At 71.5% G+C, this 21,669-nt stretch carries 21 protein-coding genes and 1 pseudogene; 6 read left to right on the forward strand and 16 right to left on the reverse strand.

Features of this window, described 5'->3' with window-relative positions; genetic code table 11:
• Positions 1-127: 127 nt before the first annotated feature.
• Together AB0A65_RS26280 and AB0A65_RS26285 are read right to left on the reverse strand one after the other, a co-directional pair.
• The gene (locus AB0A65_RS26280) at positions 128-778 is read right to left on the reverse strand and encodes a response regulator transcription factor (protein ID WP_359955699.1); all 651 of its coding nucleotides are present in this window, start codon (positions 776-778) and stop codon (positions 128-130) included.
• Positions 771-1,937: a histidine kinase gene (locus AB0A65_RS26285; RefSeq protein ID WP_359955702.1), complete on the reverse strand. Its 1,167-nt coding sequence runs from the start codon at positions 1,935-1,937 to the stop codon at positions 771-773. The genes AB0A65_RS26280 and AB0A65_RS26285 overlap by 8 nt, the downstream gene beginning before the upstream one ends.
• Positions 1,938-2,052: 115 nt before the next feature.
• Here AB0A65_RS26285 and AB0A65_RS26290 point away from each other — a divergent pair, with 115 nt between their 5' ends.
• A complete protein-coding gene (locus AB0A65_RS26290) occupies positions 2,053-2,460 on the forward strand; it encodes a YrdB family protein (protein ID WP_359955704.1) in 408 nt (135 codons plus the stop codon).
• Here AB0A65_RS26290 and AB0A65_RS26295 read toward each other — a convergent pair.
• The 12 genes and pseudogenes from AB0A65_RS26295 to AB0A65_RS26350 all read right to left on the reverse strand — a co-directional run bounded on the left by AB0A65_RS26295 (position 2,438) and on the right by AB0A65_RS26350 (position 12,755).
• Entirely contained in the window at positions 2,438-2,902 is a 465-nt protein-coding gene (locus tag AB0A65_RS26295) for a DUF4190 domain-containing protein (protein ID WP_359955707.1), read from the reverse strand. The two genes, AB0A65_RS26290 and AB0A65_RS26295, sit on opposite strands and share 23 nt — an antisense overlap.
• A 148-nt stretch (positions 2,903-3,050) precedes the next feature.
• A pseudogene (locus AB0A65_RS26300) lies at positions 3,051-3,644 on the reverse strand (phosphatase PAP2 family protein); the annotation flags it as partial.
• A gap of 23 nt (positions 3,645-3,667) precedes the next feature.
• Positions 3,668-5,068, reverse strand: a complete 1,401-nt coding sequence (locus AB0A65_RS26305) for a penicillin-binding transpeptidase domain-containing protein (protein ID WP_359955710.1) — start codon at positions 5,066-5,068, stop codon at positions 3,668-3,670.
• A 283-nt stretch (positions 5,069-5,351) separates the two neighbouring features.
• On the reverse strand, positions 5,352-7,835 hold the full coding sequence (gene pheT / locus AB0A65_RS26310) for a phenylalanine--tRNA ligase subunit beta (protein WP_359955713.1): 2,484 nt from the start codon (positions 7,833-7,835) through the stop codon (positions 5,352-5,354).
• 3 nt (positions 7,836-7,838) lie between these two features.
• The gene (gene pheS, locus AB0A65_RS26315) at positions 7,839-8,900 is read right to left on the reverse strand and encodes a phenylalanine--tRNA ligase subunit alpha (protein WP_359955716.1); all 1,062 of its coding nucleotides are present in this window, start codon (positions 8,898-8,900) and stop codon (positions 7,839-7,841) included.
• Positions 8,901-9,047: 147 nt separating this feature from the next.
• On the reverse strand, positions 9,048-9,851 hold the full coding sequence (locus AB0A65_RS26320; RefSeq protein ID WP_359955719.1) for an RNA methyltransferase: 804 nt from the start codon (positions 9,849-9,851) through the stop codon (positions 9,048-9,050).
• A complete protein-coding gene (gene rplT, locus AB0A65_RS26325; RefSeq protein WP_359955722.1) occupies positions 9,852-10,235 on the reverse strand; it encodes a 50S ribosomal protein L20 in 384 nt (127 codons plus the stop codon). It lies immediately after the preceding gene.
• Between the two features lie 48 nt (positions 10,236-10,283).
• Positions 10,284-10,478 (reverse strand): 50S ribosomal protein L35, encoded by a 195-nt coding sequence (rpmI, locus tag AB0A65_RS26330; RefSeq protein WP_359955725.1) that lies wholly within the window; start codon positions 10,476-10,478, stop codon positions 10,284-10,286.
• A 70-nt stretch (positions 10,479-10,548) separates the two neighbouring features.
• A complete protein-coding gene (gene infC, locus AB0A65_RS26335) occupies positions 10,549-11,187 on the reverse strand; it encodes a translation initiation factor IF-3 (RefSeq protein WP_359955728.1) in 639 nt (212 codons plus the stop codon).
• A 350-nt stretch (positions 11,188-11,537) separates the two neighbouring features.
• Positions 11,538-12,023, reverse strand: coding sequence for a PH domain-containing protein (locus tag AB0A65_RS26340; RefSeq protein ID WP_359955731.1), 486 nt, complete (start codon positions 12,021-12,023; stop codon positions 11,538-11,540).
• A gap of 31 nt (positions 12,024-12,054) precedes the next feature.
• Entirely contained in the window at positions 12,055-12,450 is a 396-nt protein-coding gene (locus AB0A65_RS26345) for a hypothetical protein (protein WP_359955733.1), read from the reverse strand.
• Positions 12,447-12,755 (reverse strand): hypothetical protein, encoded by a 309-nt coding sequence (locus AB0A65_RS26350; RefSeq protein WP_359955736.1) that lies wholly within the window; start codon positions 12,753-12,755, stop codon positions 12,447-12,449. Before AB0A65_RS26350 ends, AB0A65_RS26345 begins: the two co-directional genes overlap by 4 nt.
• A gap of 166 nt (positions 12,756-12,921) precedes the next feature.
• On the opposite strand from AB0A65_RS26350, the gene AB0A65_RS26355 reads away from it, so the two are divergent.
• The 5 genes from AB0A65_RS26355 (at position 12,922) to AB0A65_RS26375 (ending at position 19,585) form a co-directional block, all read left to right on the forward strand.
• Entirely contained in the window at positions 12,922-14,388 is a 1,467-nt protein-coding gene (locus AB0A65_RS26355; RefSeq protein ID WP_359955739.1) for an aminopeptidase P family protein, read from the forward strand.
• A 369-nt stretch (positions 14,389-14,757) separates the two neighbouring features.
• Positions 14,758-17,478 (forward strand): aconitate hydratase AcnA, encoded by a 2,721-nt coding sequence (gene acnA, locus AB0A65_RS26360; protein ID WP_359955758.1) that lies wholly within the window; start codon positions 14,758-14,760, stop codon positions 17,476-17,478.
• Positions 17,479-17,543: 65 nt separating this feature from the next.
• Positions 17,544-17,912 (forward strand): VOC family protein, encoded by a 369-nt coding sequence (locus tag AB0A65_RS26365; RefSeq protein WP_359955742.1) that lies wholly within the window; start codon positions 17,544-17,546, stop codon positions 17,910-17,912.
• A 94-nt stretch (positions 17,913-18,006) separates the two neighbouring features.
• Positions 18,007-18,465, forward strand: coding sequence for a DUF3291 domain-containing protein (locus tag AB0A65_RS26370; RefSeq protein ID WP_359955744.1), 459 nt, complete (start codon positions 18,007-18,009; stop codon positions 18,463-18,465).
• 64 nt (positions 18,466-18,529) lie between these two features.
• Positions 18,530-19,585 carry an NAD(P)-binding domain-containing protein gene (locus AB0A65_RS26375; protein ID WP_359955761.1) on the forward strand — a complete coding sequence of 352 codons (1,056 nt, stop codon included), beginning with the start codon at positions 18,530-18,532 and terminating at the stop codon, positions 19,583-19,585.
• Here the strand turns inward: AB0A65_RS26375 and AB0A65_RS26380 are convergent.
• Complete coding sequence (locus AB0A65_RS26380; protein WP_359955747.1) at positions 19,582-20,457, reverse strand: endonuclease/exonuclease/phosphatase family protein; 876 nt, start codon at positions 20,455-20,457, stop codon at positions 19,582-19,584. The two genes, AB0A65_RS26375 and AB0A65_RS26380, sit on opposite strands and share 4 nt — an antisense overlap.
• A 47-nt stretch (positions 20,458-20,504) precedes the next feature.
• Positions 20,505-21,431 carry an endonuclease/exonuclease/phosphatase family protein gene (locus AB0A65_RS26385; RefSeq protein ID WP_359955749.1) on the reverse strand — a complete coding sequence of 309 codons (927 nt, stop codon included), beginning with the start codon at positions 21,429-21,431 and terminating at the stop codon, positions 20,505-20,507.
• Between the last annotated feature and the right edge of the window lie 238 nt (positions 21,432-21,669).

A 21,669-nucleotide genomic window follows, 5' to 3' on the forward strand; every position in this document is an offset into this window, starting at 1 on the left:
ACTATGCAGAGAACTGTATCAGCATTCAGAGGAGGTGCGACAGGGATATTCCGCTGGGTGGGATGTGACTATCGCCCCTGTTCCCGGGCGACATACGGCCGCTGGCCGCCAAGGCCCCGCCCCGCTCTCAACGTGCCTGCTCGCGCGCAAAGATTGCGGCTTGGACGCGGTTGGTCAGGCCCAGCTTGGCGAGGACCCGGGTGACGTGGGACTTCACCGTGGCCTCGGCCATGCCGAGGTCCGCGGCGATCTCGGCGTTCGACATGCCCTCGCCGATGAGTGACAGCACCTCGGTCTCGCGCGGCGTCAGGGCCGCCAGGCCCGCGCCGTCCGCCTCGATCGGCGCATAAGCGGGCCTGGAGCGCGCGAACTCGGCGATGAGGCCGCGGGTGACCGCAGGCGAGATGAGGCCGTCCCCGCGCGCGATCGTGCGGACCGCCTCCACGAGCGTCGCCGCGTCGGCGTCCTTGAGCAGGAACCCGCTCGCACCCGCCCGGAGCGCGTCGAACACGTTCGCGTCGTCGCCGTACGAGGTGAGGACGAGGACGTCGGCGACGCCGCGCAGGTCCGCGGCCGCCGCGATCCCGTCCTTGCGCGGCATCCGGATGTCCATGACCACCACGTCGGGCCGCAGCTCCTTCGCCAGCGCGACCGCCTCGACCCCGTCGGCGGCCTCGCCGACCACTTCGATGCCCTCCTCGGCGCCCGCGCTCTCCAGGAGCATCCGCAGCCCGGCGCGCACCGCCCCGTGGTCGTCGGCCAGCAGGACCTTAATCATTGGTGACTCCTGTCGGGATCTCGGCGTGGACGGCCCAGCGGTCGCCGTCCGGTCCGGCGTGGACCTGTCCGCCCAGGAGGCGGACGCGCTCGGTCATGCCGACCAGGCCCGATCCGGCTCCGGGCACCGCTTCCTCCTTGTCGCCCAAGGCGTTCACGACGGTGACGACAAGTGTCCCCGGTCGGAATTCGATGACGGCGACGGCGTCGCGGCCGTGTTTGAGGGCGTTGGTGAGCGACTCCTGGACGACCCGGTACGCGGTCAGCTCGACCTCGCCGGCCAGCGGGCGGGCCGGGCCCTCGGTGCGGAACTCGACCTTGAGGCCGACGGCCCTCATGCGCTCGGCGAGTTCGGGGATCTGGTCGATCCGGTAGGACGCGAGCTCCTCCCCTTCGTCCCCGGCGCGGAGGATGCCGATGATGCGGCGCAGTTCGGCGAGGCCGTCGACGCTGGAGGCGCGGATCGCGGCGATGGAGGTGCGCACGGCGTCGGAGTCGAGGTCCTTGCGGGACTGGAGGGCCGTGGACTGGAGGGCGATCGCGGAGAGGTAGTTCGCGACGGTGTCGTGGAGTTCGCGGGCCATGACGGTGCGCTCGCGCAGGACCGCTTCGCGGCGGCGCACGTCGGCGAGGCGGGCCATCTGCTCGGCGCGCTCGCGTTCGAGGAGGGCGCGGTCGTGGGCCTGGCGGACGATGATGCCCGTGGCGATCGGGGAGAGGAGGACGACGGCGAGGATCGCGAGGGTGGTGAGGACCGCGGCGGTGTCGGCGCCGTCGAGGAGGACGAGGCCGCCGAGGAGGAGGACCCCGGCGATGACGGCCGGGGTGAGGATGCGGACGCCGCGGCGCGGCCCGTAGCGCGCGAACGCGTAGAGGTTGTCGGTGTAGACGCAGATCGTGGCGAAGGTGACCCCGATGGCGACCTCGGTGCCGAAGCCGAGGGTGCCGAGGGCGAGGCACAGGCCCGGGGAGGCGCGGCGGACGACGACGCCGAGGCAGGTGAGGCCGAAGGGGATGAACCGCACCCACAGCGGCAGGTGGACCATGTAGGGCTCGAAGACGCCGAGGCCGATGAAGAGCGATCCGAGGACGAAGATCACCGCGGCGGCGATGAGGTCGCCCCTGCGGATGCGCCGCAGGAGGCCGGGCGGACTGGTCATGCCCCCATCCCATCACGTCCGGGGGCCCGCGGCCTCGGTCCGGGAGGGGAGCCGGGCTCCGACTTTGGTCGCACCCAACGGACCCCACCCGTCTCGGAGGGTCCATCATGTTCGGGTGACCCAGGTGAATCCTCCCGAGCCCCGTCCCGAGTGGGAACGGTACAGCGGGGTGCTCCGCAACCTCGTGATGGCCAACTCGTTCGTGGCGCTCGTGCTCGAACTGGCCCTGTTCGTCTTCGTCGCCTGGTGGGCGCTCGACCTCGACCACGCGCTCTGGACGCGGCTCCTCATCGCCGTGGCCTCGGTGGGCGCGCTCATCGTCCTGTGGGGCGCGTTCGCGGCCCCGAAGGCGCGGGTGCCGCTGCCGACCGCCGGGACGGTGGCGGTCAAGGCCGTCGCGTTCGGCGCGGGCGCGGCGGCCCTGTGGGGCCTCGGCCTGCCCGCGGCGGCAATCGCGTTCGCGGTGCTCGCCGCCGCGAACACGGCCGCCGTCACGTACTTCAGGCGACCCCGAGGAGCGTGAGCACCACGCTGTAGTCCCAGTCGGTAGGGTCGCTCGTCGGCAGGTCGTCGATCTCGCTGAAGAGCGCCCCGAACATGGTGGCCCAGAAGACCGCGTACAGGATCCAGAACACGATCGACGCGACGCCGATCCAGCCGAGCACGATCCCGGTGGTGGCGAAGCCGTCGCCGCCTTCGCCGCGCTCGGCGATCTGGCGCTTGGCGATCATCCCGAAGATGAGGCCGAGGACGCCGACGGGGTTGCACACGCCGACGATGCCGAGGACGAGCGCGGCGATCGACATGCCGTTGATGGGCGGCGGCGGGGTGTAGTACCCGTACGGCGGCGCGTAAGGGCCCTGCGGCGGGTACTGCTGCGGGTACGGCGGCGGCGGGTAGGCCGCCGGGCCGGGCGGCTGCATCTGCGGCCCTTGGGGGTCGGGCGTGGGGTCGGGCGTGGACATCAGGCACCTCTGCTATCACGGGCTTCCGGTATCCAGCCGAGCGTAAGGCACCGGGGCCACCGGCGTCGGTCGTCAGGGGCGCGTCCTCGGCCTCGCGGTCGGCGCGCTCGCGGTCGAGCAGGGGCGTGCACGCGAACCACACGAGCGCGGTGACGGCCCATCCGGCGGCGGCGCCCGCGATCGTGTCGGTGAGCCAGTGGGCGTGCTGCCAGGTGCGGGCGCCCATCATGAGGACCGTCAGGAACACCGCGACCGGCCACCAGGTCTTGAGGTGGCGGGCGGGGATCCAGACCACGGCGACGATGACGACGAACGCGGCCATGCGCGCGGAGTGCCCGGACGGGAAGGCCCACGAGCCGGTGTGGACCATGACGTCGAGGGGCCGGGGCCGCTCCCCCACGAGCTTGACGAGGTCCACGACGAGCGAGGACGCGGCGACGGCGGCGCACGCGAACACCGCCGAGCGCCAGCGCTTCGCGATGAGCAGGGCGACGACGGCGATGGCGAGGAGCGCGAGGCCCGGTTCGCCGCCGAGGCGGTTGAGGAGCTGCGCGAGCTGCCAGCGGACGCCGTCGGCGGGGCCGCCGACGAGGGCGTTCCAGCGGTCGTCGAGGCCCTGCAGCGGCGGCGTCCCGGCGAGGCGGATCCAGATCGCGTCCCCGAGGACCCCGAGCGGGACGAGGACCGCCAGGGCGAGCGCGGTGCGCGACTTCGGGAAGCCGTTGGGAGTCATGGGCTGCATGGTAGGTCCTGCGGAGGGCCCGCTCAGCAGAAGGGCCAGCTGGTGCACTCCTCGCTGGTGGTCTCCTCGGGCAAGGAGGTGGTGGGTTCGGGCTCGGGTTCGGAGGAGGTGGTGGGCTCGGGTTCGGGCTCTTCGCTGGTCTCCTCGGCCTCGCTTGAGGACTCGGCCTCGCTGGGGCTCTGGGACGGGGCGCACGCGGCGTCGTCGGGGTGGGCCTGGCAGTACTCGCCGTCGGGGTCCATGGAGCCGTCGTCCTCGATGCCGTCGGTGAGGTCCTCGCCCGCGCCGGAGGCGCCGGGGAGGCGCTCGGCCTCGTAGCCCTTGGTCTCGATGGCGGTGTCGATGACGTTGCGCCACAGGGGCATCCCGCCGTCGGCGGCGGCGGACCCGTTGGCCCAGGCGGCGACGCTGAGCTGGGGTATGGCGCCGACGTACCAGGACTGGGTGGTGGAGCCGTGGAAGTCGGCGCCGATGCCGAAGAAGTCGCGGTCCTCCATGGCGTCCGCTTCGCCGAGGCCGATGAACTGGAGGTCCTGCGCGGTGGTCTCGGCAATCGCTTGGTTGGTGCGGATGTCCTGCTCGGCGCCGATCTCGGCGTCGCCGGAGTCGAGGACGGCGTCCACGAGGTGGGTCTCGGCGTACTCGCCCCCGGCGGCGATGGTCGCGTAGACGCCGGCCATGTCGACGACGGGCACGGGGTAGGTGCCGAGCCCGGCGGGGTCGAGGCCGTCGTAGTCGCCGGCGGCGAGGTCGCGGAGGGTCCCGTCGGCGTCGGCCATCGCGGTGAGGCCCATGCCGTTCGCGGTTGCCAGAACGGTGTCGGCGCCGTACTCCCCGGCCATGGTGTCCATGGCGCCGTCGCGGTTCTGCTGCACCGCTTCGGCGAGGGTGACGTCGGTGTCGTCGTCGCTCCACCAGGAGTCGATGGACGCGCCGGATTCGAGGGCGGTCGCGGCGGTGATCATGTCGAACACGGAGGAGGAGGGGTGCGGGGCGGCGGAGCCGACGAGGTCGGCGCCGGTCTCGGCCTCTGCGCCGTAGTAGCAGAGGACGGCGCCGGTGCCGGGTTCGACGGCGACGACGCCCGCTTCGCCGGAGGTCTCCTCGGCGGCGTCCTGGAGGGCCTGGTCGAGGGTGAGGACGACGCGGTACCCGTCGGGGCGGGCGTCCTCGTCGTAGAGCTGGTCGGCGGTGATGCCGTAGCGGGTTTCGAGTTCGGCGTGGATGCGCTCGACGAGGGACGGGTTGGTGTCGGCGAAGTCGGCGGGGAGGGCGCGGCCGTCGTTGTAGAGGAGCGCGGCGTCGTCCGCCCCGGCACCGGCCCCGCCGCCTCCAGGGAGGTTGCCGAGCACGATGGACGCGCCGACGGCGACGACGAGCGCGGCGGCGCCGCCGACGGCGAGGTGCATCCTGCTGAACTGCATGTCGCGCAACCGGTCCGGGAGGGGGAGGTTCCACGCGGCGCGGCGTGCCCCGCTGTACGCGAGGCCCGCCCGGTGGCTCCCCGGGGGTCCGCCTTCCGAGCCGGACCGCCTCAGGCGCCTGCCGATGCGAGAGGGGTTCCCGTTATTCACACCACGTACCTTAAAAGGCGCGGACCATGCGACATGCCGCGGCTCCGGCCTTACTCCGAAATCACGCCTTACCGGGACACGCAGTAAGGGCGCGGTGCCACCGTGGTGACCCCGCGCCCCTTCCGAACCTCCGCTACGCGCGCAGTCCGGCGCCGAAGCGCTCGGCGGCGACCGCGACGGCCGCGTCGCGCACGGCCACGCCCTCCTCGTTGGTGAGGGTCCGGTCGTTCGCGCGCAGCTCCAGCTTGAACGCGAGGGACTTGCGGCCCTCGCCGAGCTTCGCGTCCCGGTACACGTCGAACAGGCGCAGCGAGTCGAGCAGCTCCCCGGCGCCCTCGCGCAGCGCGGCCTCGACCTGCCCGGCGGGGACGGCCTCGTCCACGACCACGGCGACGTCGATGAGCGTCGCCGGGAAGTGCGAGACCACCGGCGCGGGCGCGAGGTCCGGCAGCGGCAGCGCGGTCAGGTCCAGCTCCATCGCGGCGGTGCGGCGCGGCAGGCCGAGGCGCTCGCACACCTCGGGGTGCAGCTCACCGGCGTGGCCGACGACGACGCCGTCCACGCGCAGCTCGGCGCAGCGGCCCGGGTGCCACGGCGCGGCCTGGCCTTGGGCCGCTTCGAGTTCCACACCGGACGCCTGGGCCACGAGTTCGGCGGCCTCGACCGCGTCCGCCCAGTCGACGGCCCGGCCGGGCGAGTCGACCCCGGCGGGCACGGCCTGCCCGCACAGGACCGCGGCGACGTGCCGCGGCTGCACCGGCAGGCGCCGGATCGCGGCCGCGATGGCCTCGTCGTCGGGGCGCTTGGAGACGGGCAGCACGACCGCGTCGAGCTCGGTCCAGCCGTCGGCGGGCCGGAAGACCAGGCCCTCCTCGAAGACCGCGAGGTCCTTCGCACCGCGCGCGAGGTTGATGCGCACGGCGTTCACGAGGCTCGCGAGGACGGTGGTGCGCAGCAGCGGCGCGGCGTCGTCGAGCGGGTTGAGCACGGCGACGGCCTCGCGCTGCGGGTCCTTCTCGTCCAGGCCCAGCTCGTCGGCGCGGTCGCGCGAGACGAACGGGAACGTGTAGGTCTCCACGAACCCGCCGTCCGCGAGCGCGCGGGCGACGCGGCGGCGGCGGCGCTGCGCGGCGGTGAGGCCGGTCCCGGCGATGGCGCGGGGCGTCGCCGAGGGCACGTGCGCGTAGCCGTGCAGCCGCACGACCTCCTCGACCAGGTCGACGGGGTCGGTGATGTCGGTGCGCCAGGGCGCGGGTACGACGCTGAGCACGTCCCCGTCGCCGTCCACAGTGCACCCGGCGGCTTCGAGCATCGCGACGACCGTGGCTCGGTCGTAGTCGACGCCCACGGTGCGCGAGGGCAGGTCCACGGGCAGCTCGATCGCGGGGATCGGCTTCCGGTTGTCGATGTCGGCGACCTCGTCCACGAGGGTCCCGCCGCCGTACTCCACGAGCAGGTCCGCGGCGCGCTGCGCGGCGGTCATGCTCAGGGCCGCGTCGGCGCCGCGCTCGTACCGCTTGGACGCCTCGGAGGTGAGCTTGTGGCGCCGCGAGGTGCGGGCGATGGAGACCGGGTCCCAGTGGGCCGCTTCGATGAGCACGTTCCGGGTGCCCGGCACGACCTCGGAGGTGAGGCCGCCCATGACGCCCGCGAGCGAGAGCGGGCCGGTGGCGTCGCAGATGACCATGTCCTCGGGGTCGAGCTTGCGCTCCACGTCGTCGAGGGTCTTCAGCGTCTCGCCGGGCTGCGCGCGGCGCACCACGAGGACGTCTTCGAGCGCGTCGCGGTCGAAGGCGTGCAGCGGGTGCCCCAGTTCGAGCATCAGGTAGTTCGTGACGTCGACCGCGAGACCGAGTGGGCGCATGCCCGCTTGGACGAGGCGCCGGGCCATCCACTCGGGGGCCTCGGCGTTCGCGTCCACGTCGCGCACCTCGCGGAGCGTGAAACGCGTGCAGCCGTCGGTCTCCACGCGCACCGGGTACGGCGGGTGCTCGGTGGCCTTCGGCTCCGCGGCCTTCGCCGCCGGGTCGGTGAAGGCCACGCCGAGGCGGTGGGCGACCTCGCGGGCGATGCCGCGCACGGAGAAGCAGTACCCCATGTCCGGGGTGATCGCGAGCTCGAAGACGACGTCGTCGAGGCCCACGACCGGGCGGGCGTCCTCCCCCACCGCGGTCTGCTCAAGCACGGCTTCGGGGAGGACGATGATGCCCTCGTGGTCATCGGAGACGCCGAGTTCGCGGGCGGAGCAGATCATGCCGTCCGAGAGGCGCCCGTAGGTCTTGCGCGAGGCGATCTTGAAGCCGCCGGGCAGCTCGGCACCGGGCAGGGCCACGACGACGAGGTCGCCTTCGGCGAAGTTCCGTGCGCCGCAGATGATCGAGCGCGGCTCGGCCTCGCCGACCTCCACCTGGCAGTGGCGGATCGGCTTCTTGAACTCGGTGAGCTCCTCGACGGACGCGACGCGGCCGACGACGAGCGGGCCGGTCACGCGGCCGCGCAGGTCGTCCACCTCCTCGACTTCCAGCCCGGACTCGACCAGCGCGGCGTCGAGCGCCTCGGTGGACAGGTCCGCGGGCAGGGCGGCGTACTCGGCGAGCCAGGAAACGGGAATCCTCATCGTCTACTCCTCCACTCGCAGGCCGGCCGGGAACCGGACGTCGCCGTCGATGATGTCGCGCAGGTCGGTGATGCCGTGGCGCAGCATGAGCGCCCGCTCCACCCCCATGCCGAACGCGAAGCCCGAGTACACGTCGGGGTCGATGCCGCAGGCGCGCAGGACGCGCGGGTTGACCATGCCGCAGCCGCCCCACTCGATCCAGCGGGCGCCGTCCTTGTGGGCGGCGAACCAGACGTCCACCTCGGCGCTGGGCTCGGTGAACGGGAAGTACGAGGGCCGCAGGCGGGTCTTCGCGTCGGGCCCGAACACGGACTTCGCGAAGTGGTCGAGCGTCCCCTTGAGGTCGGCCATGGTGATGCCCTTGTCGACCACGAGGCCCTCGGTCTGGTGGAACACCGGCGAGTGCGTGGCGTCGACCTCGTCGGTGCGGTACACGCGGCCGGGCGCGACCGTATAGATCGGCGGCTCCTGCGTGAGCATCGTGTGGATCTGCACGGTGGAGGTATGGGTGCGCAGCACCATGTTCGACCCGAACTCCCCGTCGCCGTCGGCGATGTGGAACGTGTCCATCATCGTGCGGGCCGGGTGGTCGGGGTGGATGTTCAGCGCGTCGAAGTTGAACCACTCCAGTTCGACCTCGGGGCCCTCGCCGATGGCGTACCCCATGGCGGCGAACAGGTCCGCGATCCGGTCCATCTGGACGTTGATCGGGTGGCGGGCGCCCTGGCGGTGCCGGGGCGTGCGCGCGGTGACGTCCACGGTCTCCTCGCTGAGGACCCGGGCCGCCTCGGCGGCCTTGAGGATCTCCTCGCGGGCCTCGTACACGGCGGTGATCTCGGTGCGGGCGGCGTTGACGTTGCGTCCGGCCTCCCCGCGCTCGGGGCCGGGGATCGAACCGATCGCCCTGCGGGCCAGCGACACCGGGGCCTTGTCGCCGAGGACGGCGGACTTGGCTGCGGCGAGTGCTTCGAGGTCTGCGGCCGCTTCGATGGCGGCGGCGGCGTCTTTCACGGCCCTCGCGAGGGCCTCGGGCTGGAGCAGGCCAGCCTCGTTCTCAGTGCTCATTCGTCTCTCTCCTGGCGGGACCATCAGCAGTCTAGAAAAGACGCGCGGCGCGGCCGCAGCCCGCTGGGGAGGAGTGGTCGGCTAGCCGCCCAGCCCGCACCCGGCGGGCTGGATAAATTCGCGGCGACCGTAAGACATGAGGTCATTCTACTTCCTGCGCTGAGCGGCCGCACTCGCGTAGAGGCACACCCCGGCGGCGACGGCGAGGTTCAGGCTCTCGGCCCTCCCCCAGATGGGCACGCCGACGCGGCGGTGGGCCAGCGCGGCGGTCGCGTCGTCGAGGCCGTGGGCCTCGGAGCCGAACAGCCACACGGTGGGCGCGTCGAGCTCCCCGGCCGCGTCGAGCGCGTAGAGGTCGTCGCCTCCGGCGGCGGCGGCGAGGATCTGGGCGTTGGCGAACACGTCGAGGGTGTCGGCGGTGTCGGCGGCGCGCACGACGGGCAGGTGGAAGAGGCTCCCGGCGGAGGAGCGCACGCACTTGCCGTTGTACGGGTCGACGGAGTCGGTGCCGAAGACGACGCAGTCGGCCCCGGCGGCGTCGGCCGCGCGGAGCACGGTCCCGGCGTTCCCGGGGTCGGTGATGCCGTGGAGGACCGCGATGAGCTTCGGGTCCTCGGGGAGCCGCTGGTCCAGAAAGCGGCAGACGGCGACGAGGCCCTGCGGGGTGACGGTCTCGGCGAGGGCGGCGAGGCCCTCGTCGGTGCAGGGGTGGACGTGGGCGCCCGCGGCGACGGCGGCGTCGATCAGCGCCGAGTGGCGGGTGTCGGCGTCGAGGTCGTAGAACAGGTCGGTGACGACGCCCGCTCCGATCGCCTCGCGCACGGCCTGGGGGCCCTCGGCGAGGAACCGCTCGGCCTTGTCGCGGCCGCGGCGGCGCTGGAGCTTGCGGGCGTTGACGACCCGGGACGAACGCGAGGTGTACGCGTCCGGCCCGGGCTCATCGGTCTGCATTTACGCTTCGACCGGGGCGTTGACGTCCTCGGGGAGGGCGGCCTTGGCGACCTCGACCAGGGCGGTGAACGCCGCGGCGTCGTTGACGGCCAGCTCGGCGAGGATCTTGCGGTCCACCTCGACCTCCGCGAGGGCCAGGCCCTGCATGAAGCGGTTGTAGGTGAGGCCGTTCGCACGGGCGGCGGCGTTGATGCGGGTGATCCACAGCTTGCGGAACTCGCGCTTGCGGGCCTTGCGGTCGCGGTACGAGTAGGTGTACGAGTGGAGCAGCTGCTCCTTGGCCTTGCGGTACAGGCGCGAGCGCTGCCCGCGGTAGCCCTTGGCCTCTTCGAGTACGACGCGGCGCTTCTTCTTGGCGTTCACCGAACGCTTGACGCGTGCCACAGTTGGTCTCCTTGCGGTTAAAAGCGGTTGGAAGTCAATCGGGTCGGGCTACATGCCCAGCAGCTTCTTGACCTGCTTGGTGTCGGCAGGGGAGACCGCCTGGTCGCCCGACTGCTTGCGCTTGAAGCGGCCGCTCTTGGCCAGCATCAGGTGGTTCTTGCCGGCGCCGCGGCGCATCAGCTTGCCCGACCCGGTCACCTTGAACCGCTTCTTGGCACCGCTGTGGGACTTCATCTTCGGCATTGGTTTCTCCTTAGTTGCACCGGACGGGTCGGGCGCGTCGCCGCGCCCGGCACCTTCCGTTCGCCGGGGTCTAGGACCCGGGCGTCTCGTCGGGCTTCTCGGCGGGGGCCTCGGCCGGGGCGTCGGCCTGGACCGGCTCGGCCTGCTCGTCCGCGGGGGCCTGGTCGGCCTCGTCGCGCTCGCGGCCCTTGCGTCCGCCGCCCTTGATCTCGCTCTTGGGGCGGATCGGGGCGACGACCATGATCATGTTGCGGCCGTCCTGCTTCGCGGCGGACTCGATGACCGCGAGGTCGGAGATCTCCTCCGCCAGCTTGTCCAGCAGGCGGCGTCCCAGCTCCGGTCGCGACTGCTCGCGCCCGCGGAACATGATGGTGATCTTGACCTTGTCCCCGGCCGTGAGGAAGCGCACGATGTGACCCTTTTTGGTCTCGTAGTCGTGCTTGTCGATCTTCGGCCGGAGCTTCATCTCCTTGATGACCGTCTGCTGCTGGTTGCGGCGCGAGGCACGGGCCTTCTGAGCGGACTCGTACTTGTACTTGCCGTAGTCCATGAGCTTGCAGACCGGCGGACGGGCGGTGGGTGCGACCTCGACCAGGTCCAGGTCGACGTCCGCGGCCAGTTGCAGGGCCTTGTCGATCGACACGATGCCGACCTGTTCACCCTGCGGGCCGACCAGGCGCACTTCTTTGGTCCGGATCTGGTCGTTCACGCGCAAATCGCTGATGGGGCCTCCTTGGTTGCGATTCTCGCCGGCGCGTTCGCGCCGGCGCCCCTGTGGCTTTCGGGTCGTCGCCGGCGCGGGTGCACCGGCGGCTCGTCGCGCAAGCGTGACCCAGCGGCCTCGGGCATGAGGTCCCAACAAAGAAAGACCCCAGCGTATGCCGGGGTCCACTCCAAAGCACGGCGGACGTCATCCGCCGTCTTGTGACCCGGTCGCCAGTCGGTCCTGAATCACTGGGATTCGGTGGACCCGGCTGCGGGTGGGAGCTGGACTCCGCTTGCTAGCACCGTGCGCATTCCGAAGGACGGCGCGGTGCGATCGACAAGCCATGGTAGCACCTAGCTGCGGGACTGCTCCAAGAGCGCCCGCAGGTGTTTGATCGCCGTCACGGCCCGGTCCTTGTCGCTGACCTGGATCGCCATGATCGACATCTCGTCGTCGTCCGCGAGTTCCACGGTCGCCCAGGTCATCTTGTCGGTGAAGTTGATGGCGGTGACGACCTGCCAGGGGAAGAAGCGGGTGCCCGTGACGTTGCGCACCTCGATGCCCTTGGCGTCGGCGCGCACGCGCAGCCGCAGGAAGCTCAGGGCGATCCCGGCGCCGACGACGCCCAGGCCGATCATCGCGGCCTGGTCGGCGACGGTGACCGCGCCGCCCTCGACGGTGGTCGTCCCGAGGGTGAAGGACAGGGCGGTGAACCCGAAGAACGCGACGGCCGCACCGATCCAGGCCCCGATGCGGGACTTCCGGGGCCGGTATTCGAAAGGCTCGGTCTCAAGCGGGCCGGTGGTGGGCATGGGTTCCTGCTCCTGTACGGCGGTCACGCTGCTCCTCTATTGTCCCTCGTCCGGCCCCTCACGGGAGCTGGTCGATCTCCAGGCTCGCATCGAATGCAAGCAGGGTCTTCGGCTCCCCGGTGACGATGGGCCACCCGGGGCGGTTCAGGCCACACCAGGCGACGTGCCCGGCGGCGATGTTCCCGTGCTGGCGCGAGCGCGACAACATGAGCCCGACGTCGCGGGCGGACTTCTGGTCCAGGTCCATGATGACGGTGACGGGCAGGCCGAGCAGCACCAGGAGCGCGTCCCGGTCGCGGCGGCGGGCCTGCGACCACGCCTCGGCGAGCGCGCCGGAGGGGATCGCGAGGACGACGTTCTGCTCCAGGGCGGTGAAGACGACGGCCTGGGGGTAGGGCATGGAGGTGGCGAAGCCGACGATGGCGGAGACGTCCAGGATGCGGCCGCCGATCATGGGCGCGCCTCCCCGTCGTCCTTCCCTTCGACGCCGAGGACCTCGCGGGCCCAGGCGAGGTGCTCGGCGCTGGGCCCCTGGCCCTTGCGCTCGAACAGGTCCTGGAGCTCGGTGAGGGAGCGGTCGCGTTCGAGGCGCTCGGCGACGGCGGCCCCGACGTACTCGTCGACCGAGCCCGCCCGGCCGACCGCGACGAGGCGGCGGATCTGCTCCAGCTGCCCCTGCGGGAGGGTGACGCTCGGCCGCGACGGCGCCGCCCCCGTGCCGGAGGGCGGGTTGAGCGACGAATTGGCGCGATCGGTCACGATTCTCAGGGTAGCGGGGCCGCTGCGCAATGCACGAGCGGCCAGGACCGTCATGAGTCCTTCGGCCATGGCAAAGCTTGCGTGCCGTAAATGAGTGCGGACGCGGTACCGTCATCTGCGAGCGCCCCTAGTCGCGCGACAAGTGAGTCGATGGAAAGGAACGGCGATGGCCGAGACGAAGTCCGGGGAGCGACCCCACGACCCGAAGTTCCCCGAGAAGTTCCTGGAGTTCATGCGCTCCGGGTGGGGACCGCTGGACCTGGACGCCGCCCCGCTGCCGCAGGCGGCGTTCACCGCGCGGCGCCGCGAGGCGCTCTCGTCGGCCTTCCCGGGCGAGGTGCTGATCGTCCCCACGGGTGAGGAGCAGCGGCGCTCGAACGACACCTTCTACCCGTTCCGCGCGGGCTCGGACTTCGTGTGGCTCACCGGTGACCAGGACCCCGAGGGCGTGCTGGTCCTGCACCCGAGCGGCGGCGGCCACGAGGCGGTCCTGTACCGCCGGCCCCGCAAGGGCACCGACTCCGACGAGTTCTTCCGCTCGGCGAAGTACGGCGAGCTGTGGATCGGCCGCAAGCACTCGCTCGACGAGACCGAGGTGCGCCTGGGCCTGCCGTGCAAGGACGTCGAGGGCCTGGACGAGGCGCTCAAGGGCGCCGACCGCGCGCGGACCCGCATCCTGCGCGGCTTCGACTCCGCGCTGGACGCGCGCTTCGCGGACGAGGACGCCCCCGAGGAGGGCCTCACCCGCGACGGCGAGCTCGCGGCGGTGCTCTCGGAGCTGCGGCTGCGCAAGGACTCGTGGGAGATCGAGCAGCTCCAGGACGCCGTGGACATCACCGTGCGCGGCTTCGAGGACGTCGCCCGGATCATCCCGGCGACCGGCTCGGTCTCCGAGCGGCTCATCGAGGGCGTGTTCCGCTCGCGCGCGCGCCTGGAGGGCAACGGCCTCGGCTACGACTCGATCGTGGGCGCCGGGTCGCACGCGACGACGCTCCACTGGATCACCAACGACGGCGCCACCAAGACCGGCGAGCTGCTGCTCATGGACATGGGCGTGGAGAACCACCACCTCTACACCGCCGACGTCACCCGCACGATCCCCGTCGACGGGCGGTTCACGCCGCTCCAGAAGCAGGTCTACGACGTGGTGCACGCCTCGCAGCAGGCGGGCATGGACGTCATCCGGCCCGGCACCGAGTTCCAGGAGATCCACCAGACGTGCATGCGGGTCCTCGCCGAGGGCCTGAGCGACCTGGGGATCCTGCCCGGCTCGGTGGACGAGGCGCTCGACAAGGACTCGCTGATCTACCGGCGCTGGACGCTCCACGGCTTCGGGCACATGCTCGGCCTCGACGTCCACGACTGCGCGGCCTCGCGGCCCGAGCACTACTACAAGGGCGCGGTCCAGGAGGACTTCGTGCTCACCGTGGAGCCGGGGCTGTACTTCCAGGCCAACGACGAGCTGGTCCCCGAGGAGCTGCGCGGCGTCGGCATCCGCATCGAGGACGACGTGCGGGTCACCGCCGACGGCTGCGAGAACCTCTCGGACGGGCTCCCGCGGAGCTCGGACGAGGTCGAGACCTGGCTGGCCGAGCAGCGCGAGGCCGGACCCCGGATCGCGGGCGCGAACTAGCCTTTCCGCAGGTCGCTCCGGGCACCGCAGGGCCGGTGACGGCCCCGCAGGCCCGGAGCGTATAGTCCGATTTCAGGCTTATATCCACCGCACCGGGCCGGCGGCGGGGGCATCACCGCACACAACCGCTCCCCGCCGCCGGCCTTCAACGTCCCCGTTGCGGTCCCCCTCTTGGCGATCCATGCCACTCGATGCCTCTTAGGCTCGGCTAAGCACCGCTCAACTCAACGCGGGTGCTACAGTTGGAACCGTTAAATAAGACGGACGTACTGTTTAAGAGTCGGCGGCTCTGCCCGACCGTGGTCCCCGACCTCTCGGGTTGCGGCAGACTGAGACCGACCTTCAGTTCTGAATCGAGGAGCTCTCATGGTGAGTACGGACTCCTTCGGCGCCCGCGAAACGCTGCGGGTCGGCGAACACGACTACGACATCTACCGCATCGACAAGGTGGAGGGGCACCAGCGGCTGCCGTACAGCCTCAAGGTCCTCCTCGAGAACCTGCTGCGTAACGAGGACGGCGCGGACATCACCGCCGACCACATCCGCGCCCTCGGCTCCTGGGACCCGAACGCCAAGCCCAGCACCGAGATCCAGTTCACGCCCGCCCGCGTGATCATGCAGGACTTCACCGGCGTCCCCTGCGTCGTCGACCTCGCCACCATGCGCGAGGCCGTCCGCGACCTCGGCGGCGACCCGGCCCAGATCAACCCGCTCGCGCCCGCCGAGATGGTCATCGACCACTCCGTGATCGTCGACTTCTTCGGCCACCCCGACTCCTTCCAGCGCAACGTCGAGCGCGAGTACGAGCGCAACCGCGAGCGCTACCAGTTCCTGCGCTGGGGCCAGACCGCCTTCGACGAGTTCAAGGTCGTCCCGCCCGGCACCGGCATCGTCCACCAGGTCAACATCGAGCACCTCGCGCGCGTCGTCATGACCCGCGACGGCCTCGCGTACCCCGACACCTGCGTCGGCACCGACTCCCACACCACCATGGAGAACGGCATCGGCGTCCTCGGCTGGGGCGTCGGCGGCATCGAGGCGGAGGCCGCGATGCTCGGCCAGCCGATCTCCATGCTCATCCCGCGCGTCGTCGGCTTCAAGCTCTCCGGCGACCTCCCGCCCGGGACCACCGCCACCGACCTCGTCCTCACCATCACCGAGATGCTCCGCGACCACGGCGTCGTCGGCAAGTTCGTCGAGTTCTACGGCGAGGGCGTCTCCTCCGTGCCCGTCGCCGACCGCTCCACGCTCGGCAACATGGCCCCCGAGTTCGGGTCCACCTGCGGCATCTTCCCGATCGACGAGCGCACCGTCGACTACCTGCGCCTCACCGGCCGCTCCGAGGAGCAGATCGCCCTCGTCGAGGCGTACGCCAAGGCCCAGGGCATGTGGCACGACCCGAAGCAGGAGGCCGAGTACTCCGAGTACCTCGAACTCGACCTCTCCACCGTGGTCCCCTCCATCGCCGGACCCAAGCGCCCGCAGGACCGCATCCAGCTCGACAACGCCGGGCACCAGTGGCGCCGCGACGTCGCCAACTACGTGGCCGACGAGCCGGGCATCGAGTCCTTCCCGGGCTCCGACGCCCCCGCGCAGGCCCCCAACGGCTCGCGCCCGCACAACCCGCAGACCGTCAAGACCGGCGAGGGCGAGTTCCAGCTCGACCACGGCGCCGTCGTGATCGCCGCGATCACCTCGTGCACCAACACCTCGAACCCGTACGTCATGGTCGGCGCGGGCCTGCTCGCCAAGAACGCCGTCGAGGCCGGGCTCCTGTCCAAGCCGTGGGTGAAGACCTCGCTCGCGCCCGGGTCCCAGGTCGTCACCGGGTACCTCCAGCGCGCCGGGCTCTCCCCCTACCTCGACAAGCTCGGGTTCAACCTGGTCGGCTACGGCTGCACCACCTGCATCGGCAACTCCGGCCCGCTCCCCGAGGAGACCTCGGCCGCGGTCCAGGCCGGCGACCTCGCCGTCGCGGCCGTCCTCTCGGGCAACCGCAACTTCGAGGGCCGGATCAACCCGGACGTCAAGATGAACTACCTCGCCAGCCCGCCGCTGGTCGTCGCCTACGCGCTCGCCGGGACCATGGACGTGAACCTCACGACCGACGTCATCGGCAAGGGCAAGGACGGCCAGGACGTGTTCCTGCGCGACATCTGGCCCTCCGCCGAGGAGATCCGCGAGGTCGTGGACGGCCACATCGGCCGCGACATGTTCCTCACCGAGTACGCCTCCGTGTTCGACGGCGACGAGACCTGGCAGTCCCTGCCGATCCCGACCGGCAACACCTTCGAGTGGGACGAGTCCTCCACGTACGTGCGCAAGGCCCCGTACTTCGAGAACATGCCCGCCACGCCGGACGCCGTCGAGGACATCCACGGCGCCCGCATCATGGCGAAGCTCGGCGACTCGGTCACCACCGACCACATCTCCCCCGCCGGGTCCATCAAGGCCGACTCGCCCGCGGGCGAGTACCTCAAGGCCCAGGGCGTGGGCCCCAAGGACTTCAACTCCTACGGCTCGCGCCGCGGGAACCACGAGGTCATGGTCCGCGGCACGTTCGCGAACATCCGCCTGCGCAACCAGCTCGCCCCCGGCACCGAGGGCGGCTGGACCCGCGACTTCACGCAGGCCGGCGGGCCCGTCGCCACCATCTACGACGCGTGCCAGAACTACGCCGCCGAGGGCACCCCGCTGGTCGTCCTCGCCGGCAAGGAGTACGGCACCGGCTCCAGCCGCGACTGGGCCGCCAAGGGCACCCGCCTCCTCGGCGTCAAGGCCGTCATCGCCGAGTCCTACGAGCGCATCCACCGCTCGAACCTCATCGGCATGGGCGTCCTGCCCCTCCAGTACCCGGAGGGCGAGTCGCACCAGAGCCTCGGCCTCACCGGCGAGGAGACCGTCGCCGTCACCGGCGTCACCGCCGTCAACGAGGGCATCCCGGACACGGTCACCGTGACCGCCACCAGCCCGGACGGCGCCGTCACCACCTTCGAGGCCGTCGTCCGCCTCGACACCCCGGGCGAGGCCGAGTACTACCGCAACGGAGGCATCCTCCAGTACGTCCTCCGCGGCCTGCTCGCCAAGTAGCGCAACACGAGTAGAGGGGCGGGCCCGGCGGGCCCGCCCCTTTCCGCTTACCCCCGAGGAGCGACATGACCTTCGGCTACGGCCTCCACCACGTGCAGATCGCCATCCGCCCCGCCGCAGAGGACGCCGCCCGCGCCTTCTACGTCGGCGTGCTCGGCATGACCGAGGTCCCCAAGCCCCCCGACCTCGCCAGGCGCGGCGGTCTGTGGCTGCGCACCGACGCCCTGGAGATCCACCTCGGCGTCGAACCGGGCCTCGTGCCCTCGGAGAAGGCGCACCCGGGCATCCTCGTGGACGACCTCGACGGGCTCGCCGCCGCGCTCGACGCGGCCGGGCACGCCGTCGAGTGGGACGGCCTGTTCATCGGCTTCCGGCGCTTCTACGCCCGCGACCCGTTCGGCAACCGCCTGGAGTTCCTCTCCCCCGCCGAGTAGATCCGGTCCTCCGGAAACCCAGTCGACTGGGGTGGTACCTGGATTCGGTTGCGGGCGTTGACGGTGGGGGCGGGGCGCTGGCAGGCTCGGGGGCATGAGTGCGGGTTATGAACTGGCGCAGGTGAACATCGGGCGGATGCGCGCGCCCCTCGACTCGCCCGTGATGAAGGACTTCATGGACGGGCTCGCGGAGGTCAACGCGGCGGCGGACGCGCACGAGGGGTTCGTGTGGCGGCTGGCCGACGGGGAGGGCGAGGGGGCGACCGGGTTCCGGTTCTGGGGCGACGAGTGGCTCATCGTGAACATGTCGGTGTGGGAGGACCCCGAGACGTTCCGGGCCTACGTGTACGGCGCGGTGCACCGGCCGTACCTCCAGCGCCGCCGCGAGTGGTTCGAGCACCTCAAGGAGGCCGTGACCGTGCTGTGGTGGGTGCCCGCGGGCGAGCGGCCCACGGTGGGGGACGCGGAGAAGCGGCTGACGATGCTGCGGGAGAAGGGGCCCACGGCGGATGCGTTCACGATGAAGGAGACGTTCCCGGCTCCGGAGGCGTAGGGCCGCAGTGAGGGCCCTCACCGGGTGGAATCCCCGGCCCCCTTGAGGCGTTTTGCCTGGTGTGATCCGGGAAGTGGACGTCGTCGTGATCGGGGCCGGGCAGGCCGGCCTGTCGGCCGCGTACTTCCTGCGTCGGCACTTCGAGCCCGGGACGGGCTTCGCGGTGCTCGACCACGCGCCGCACGCGGGCGGGGCGTGGCAGTTCCGGTGGCCGACCCTCACGTTCAAGACCGTGAACGGCGTCTACCAGCTCCCCGGCATGCCGGTCCCCGAACCCGACGAGTCGACCCCGGTCGCCGGGGTCATCTCCGAGTACTTCGCCGCCTATGAGCGCGAGTTCGACCTGCGCGTCGAGCGGCCCGTCTCGGTCCGCACCGTGCGGTCCCTCCCCGACAAGCGGCTCGAAGTCGCCACCAACCGCGGCACGTGGATCGCGAAGGCGCTCATCAACGCCACGGGCACGTGGGAACGGCCGTTCTGGCCCCGCTACACCGGGCAGGGCACGTTCCGGGGCCGCCAATTGCACACCGCGCAGTACCGCGGGCCCGCGGAGTTCGCGGGCGAGCGCGTCGTGGTCGTCGGCGGCGGGATCTCCGCGATGCAGCACCTCATGGAGATCCACCCGGTCGCGGCCGCCACCACCTGGGTGACGCGGCGCGAACCGCAGTGGCGCAGCGGCGACTTCAACCCCGACCGCGGCCGCGAGGCCGTCGCGATGGTCGAGGAGCGCGTGCGCAAGGGCCTGCGGCCGCAGTCGGTCATCAGCGTCACCGGCGTCCCGCTCACGCCCGAGATCCGGGCCGCGCGGGAGGCGGGGGTCCTGGACCGGCACCCGGTGTTCGACCGCATCGAGCCCGACGGCGTGGCATGGGACGACGGGAAGTTCGTGCCCGCCGACGTGATCCTGTGGGCCACCGGCTTCCGGGCCGCGCTCGACCACCTCGCGCCGCTGAAGCTGCGCGGGCCGGGCGGCGGGATCGTCATGGACGGCACCAGGGTCGCGGCCGACCCCAGAATCCACCTCGCGGGCTACGGCCCGTCGGCGAGCACGATCGGCGCGAACCGCGCCGGGCGCGCGGCGGTGCGGGAGATCCGCGAGTACCTCGACCGCAGCACCTAAAGGCAGCATAAACGACCGATCGTGAACACCGCCTGGACCGGCCAGTGGTCGGAGGGCGTGAGCCCGTCCCCGGTCCGGGTGTTGACGCCTGCCCTGTGGACCGTCAGCTCCTGCCGCTTCGGTCCGGATTTCGCCATGATCCAGTCGATGCGGCGGCCGTCCTCGGCGGGCGTGGTCCTCCAGCGGTTGAACGTGCCCCAGTCGGGGGTGAGCCGCAGCGGCGCCGCGTCCCAGGCGTCGGCGAAGTCGCGCGTCAGCACCGCGTACGCCTCGGAGTCGGGACGGCAGTTGAAGTCCCCGGCGAGGATCGCGGGCCCTTGGAAGCCCCGCATGAGGTCGCGGCACATCGCGGCGCCCTTGCGGCGGGCCTTCTCGGAGCGGTGGTCGAGGTGGACGTTCGCGACGTGGAAGTCCTTGCCTGTGGCCTTGTCCTCGAAGCGGACCCAGGTGAGCATCCGGACCGCGCCGGTGCCCCAGGCGCGCGAGCCGATCCGGTCGGGGTGGCGCGAGAGCCAGAGGTGGTCGTAGGCGACGGGCACGACCCGCGCGGCGTCCCAGAGGATCGCGGTGGACCCGGACCGGGAGCCCCCGGCGCAGCCGAGGTGGACCCAGTCGTAGCCGTCGAGGTCTTCGCGCAGCTCCCGGAGCTGGTAGAACTGTCCCTCCTGTGTACACAGGACGGTGGGCCGCTCGTCGCGCACGACCTGCGCCACGAACGGGCGGCGCTTCCACCACGAGTGCGGGGCGCGGCCCGAGGCGGTCTTGAGGTTGTAGGTCATGACCTGGATCTCGGGGGCCGCGACCGGGCCGACGAGCGGGACGCCGGCGAGCGCGGGCCGGTCCGGCGGGGCGGCGTTCCGAACGGTGTCCATGGTCGCGACCATAGCGCCGGGTCCCCCGCCCCGCTGGGCCTTCATGTTTACGGCAGTTCGACGAGCGCCTGGGCGGGCCAGTGGTCGGACGGGGTGAGGCCGTCCTTCGCGTACGTGTTGACCCCGGCCTTGAGGATGCGGACGCCGGGCGTCGCGAGGATCCAGTCGATGCGGCGCTCGGTCTCGCTGGGGACGGGGTTCCACCCGTTCCACGTGCCCCACACGGGGGTGACCTGCTCCTCGGCGGCGAGCATGGTGTCGACCAGGCCGCCGTCGGTGAGGATCGTGTAGGTGGGGGTCTCGGGGACCTGGTTGAAATCGCCCGCGGCGATCACGGGGGTTCCGGCCTCGACCCAGGGCGCGATGACGTCGAGGTTCATCTGGGCGCCCTTCTGCCGGGCGTCCTCGGACTGGTGGTCGAAGTGGTTGTTGACCACGTAGAACTCCTTGCCCGTGCGCAGGTCCAGGAAGCGGACCCACGTGAGCATCCGCACCACGTTGTTGCCCCAGCCCTTGGAGCCGATGAGCAGCGGGGTGTCGGAGAGCCACTGGTGGTCGTACTCGACGACCTTGAGGCGCTTGGTGTTCCAGTAGACCGCGGTGGCCTCGGACCTGGAGCCGCCCATGCGGCCCAGGTGGATCCAGTCGTACTGGTCGCCGAGGTCTTCGCGCACGTCCTGGAGCTGCCCGTAGACGCCCTCCTGCGTGAACAGGATCGAGGGCTTCTCTCGCTTGAGGACGGTCTTGACGAGGGGGCGGCGCTCGTCCCACGTGTGGGGCGAGGCGTCGCCGCCCTCGAAGCGGAGGTTGAAGGTGAGCAGGTGGAGCTGGTCGCGGCGCGGCTCGCCGATGAGGGGGCCGCCGAACGACTCCTCCGCTTGCGCGGTGTTCGAGAAGGCGCCGGTGGCGACGGCCGTCGCGCCGACGGCGAGGCCGGCGCCGAGCACGCCGCGTCGACTGAGGACGTTTGTCATTGAACCTCTATATCTCAGGATGAAACCGGGTGGAATGCAAGTTCACGACAAATGCCCCGAGAGTGCAACCCCAACGGGGTGAACGCGGAACGAACTCGCGTCGGACGGGCGCCGAAGACCACAAGAGACGGCGGCGGACGGGTGTCCGCCGCCGGCCGGGGTTCCTGGTGTGGCGAGGTCTGGGTGAGCGCTTACCGGCGTGCGACTCCAGGTAGGCCGCGATGGCGGCGGGGGCGGC

The sequence above is a fragment of the Glycomyces sp. NPDC047010 genome (assembly GCF_040644205.1).
Classification (GTDB): Bacteria; Actinomycetota; Actinomycetes; order Mycobacteriales; family Micromonosporaceae; genus Glycomyces.